General features: G+C 31.4%; 2 protein-coding genes. Both read left to right on the forward strand.

Annotated features, from left to right (window positions below; translation table 11 throughout):
- Positions 1-148: 148 nt before the first annotated feature.
- Complete coding sequence (gene istA / locus AABL85_RS17315; RefSeq protein WP_131540663.1) at positions 149-1,696, forward strand: IS21 family transposase; 1,548 nt, start codon at positions 149-151, stop codon at positions 1,694-1,696.
- A gap of 25 nt (positions 1,697-1,721) precedes the next feature.
- Positions 1,722-2,474, forward strand: a complete 753-nt coding sequence (gene istB / locus AABL85_RS17320) for an IS21-like element helper ATPase IstB (protein WP_131540664.1) — start codon at positions 1,722-1,724, stop codon at positions 2,472-2,474.
- Positions 2,475-2,583 lie beyond the last annotated feature (109 nt).

A 2,583-nucleotide genomic window follows, 5' to 3' on the forward strand; every position in this document is an offset into this window, starting at 1 on the left:
TGGAGAATCCAGTGAAATTGACCACCTAATTCCGTTAAAAGTGACCATGTCATTCCGGTGGAAAGTGACCACCATATTCCGGTGAAATTGACCATCTAAAAAAACAAGTTAAAACATGTCTAAATATCTTAGCTAAAATGCAAGAGATATGGCTAATAAAAAGATCGACATGTTACAATTAAAACAATTACTACGTCTGTATACTCAAGGAGTAAGTAAACTTCAAATAAGTTCACAATTAGGTCTTTCACGTAATACTGTTAAGAAATATATTACTCTATTTACTACTTCAAAATTCACTTATGAAGAGATAAAAGAATTAAATGATGCAGATATAGAAGATTTATTTGACACTAAAGAATTGGATTCTGATGAAAAAGAAGCAATCTTGTATAAATATTTCCCTTACTTTACTAAAGAACTGCTTAAAACAGGAGTAACAAGACATATCTTGTGGGAAGAGTATCTTTTAAAACACCCTGAGGGTTATCGTTATTCTCAATTTTGCTATCATTTGCGAACCTGGCAGAAAAAAACATCTCCTTCTTTACATATGCAGCATAAGGCTGGAGATAAGATGTTTGTTGATTATACAGGAAAAAAGTTGTCTATTATTGATAAATCTACGGGGGAAATAACTTCTGTAGAAGTATTTATTGCCATTCTTGGTTCAAGTAGAATGACTTATGTAGAAGCCAGTCTAACTCAAAATACAGAAGATTTTATATCAAGCCTGACCAATTCCTTACATTTCTATCAAGGAGTTCCACTTGCTATTGTGCCTGATAATTTAAAAGCAGCTGTAACTAAAAGTGATAAATACGAGCCTAAAATAGCTCATAACCTCCAAGACTTTGCTCTGCATTACAACACAACTATTTTACCTGCAAGAAGCTACAAACCAAAAGATAAGGCCTTAGTAGAGAATGCAGTAAAAACAATTTATACTCGTGTATTTGCTCCACTTAGAAATAGGGAGTTTTTTAGTTTACAAGAACTAAATCAGGCAATAGCAGAATTGTTAGAACAACATAATGAGAAGCTACTTTCAAGAGAAAGAGTTTCAAGGAAAACGTTGTTTGAAGAAATAGAACAACCTGTTTTACAATCACTACCGAGACACAGGTATGAATTGAAATATGCGATAAAAGCAACTGTTCAAAAAATCAGTCACATCTACCTAAATAAAGACAAACACTACTATAGTGTTCCTTTCCATTACATTGGTAAAAAAGTAAATATTCTTTATAGCAAGGATATTGTTGATATATATCACAATCAAAGACTTATTGCTTCACACAATAGAGAATTAGGAAAGTATAGGTATACTACTGTAAAGGAACATATGCCTTCATCTCACCAATATATCACAGATTGGAATCCTACACAGTTTTTGAAATGGGGACAAGAAATAGGAGAATCTACACAAAAATATTTAGCAATGATATTAGATAAGCGACAACACCCTGAACAATCATATAAGTCATGTGCAGGAATTTTAAGCTTAGGTAAACGCTTTACTAATATTCGGTTAGAAAAGGCCTGCACACGTGGTTTAGAATACGAAAGATATAGTTATAAAATGATCAAAAGCATTTTAGAAAAGGGATTAGATGCTATTGAAGAACAACCATTAAACAAAGAAAGAGAAGTTCCTACTCATCAGAATATCAGAGGAGCAGCTTATTATCAATAGAACAATAATATTAAATTTTAGAAACATGAATCAAACAACTTTAGAAAAATTAAAGTATTTAAAACTTTATGGAATGCATAGAGCATTCGCGTCAACGCTACAACTTCCTACTTCGGATTATACAAATGATCAACTTATTGCTTATTTAACTGATAGTGAATATGATGATAGGGAGAACAGAAGAATAGAAAGGCTAATAAATACCGCTAAATTCAGATACAAAGCTTATATACAAGATATTAATATAGATTCATCCAGAAATATTGATAGGAATATGATTGATCGATTAGCTGCTTGTGAATTTATAAAACAGCAACAAAATATATTAATTACTGGTAGTACAGGGGTAGGGAAAAGTTATATTGCTTCTGCAATTGGTTATCAGGCTTGTATGTTAGGATATAAAGTTATGTACTTTAGTATCAATAAACTATTTTCTAAATTAAAGATGGCTAAAGGAGATGGCTCTTTTTCCAAGGAAATAGATCGAATTGAAAAACAAGACCTAATTATATTAGATGATTTTGGATTACAACCATTAGACAATCTTAAAAGACAAGATTTTATGGAAATTATTGAAGATCGCCATGGTAAGAGATCGACAATTATAGCTTCACAACTCCCTATTGAAACATGGCATGATATAATTGGAGAACAAACTATAGCTGACGCTATTTTAGATAGAATGGTACATAATTCTATTAGAATTGAACTTCATGGAGAGTCTCTAAGAAGTAAAAATACATTATTAAAAATTCAACAAAACTCTATTAAATAACTATACTTATTTTTTGTATTTTTAGCTGAAATATAAAACATGTTTTGGACTTGATTTTAGGTGGTCACTTTCCACCGGAATGACATGGTCACTTTCTCAGGAATCTACA

The sequence above is a fragment of the Myroides odoratimimus genome (assembly GCF_038039805.1).
Taxonomy (GTDB): domain Bacteria; phylum Bacteroidota; class Bacteroidia; order Flavobacteriales; family Flavobacteriaceae; genus Flavobacterium; species Flavobacterium odoratimimum_B.

Excerpts from the sequence above, each read along its gene's own strand:
- istA (WP_131540663.1), top strand. The coding sequence starts at position 149 with ATGGCTAATAAAAAGATCGACATGTTACAATTAAAACAATTACTACGT.
- istB (WP_131540664.1), top strand. The coding sequence starts at position 1,722 with ATGAATCAAACAACTTTAGAAAAATTAAAGTATTTAAAACTTTATGGA.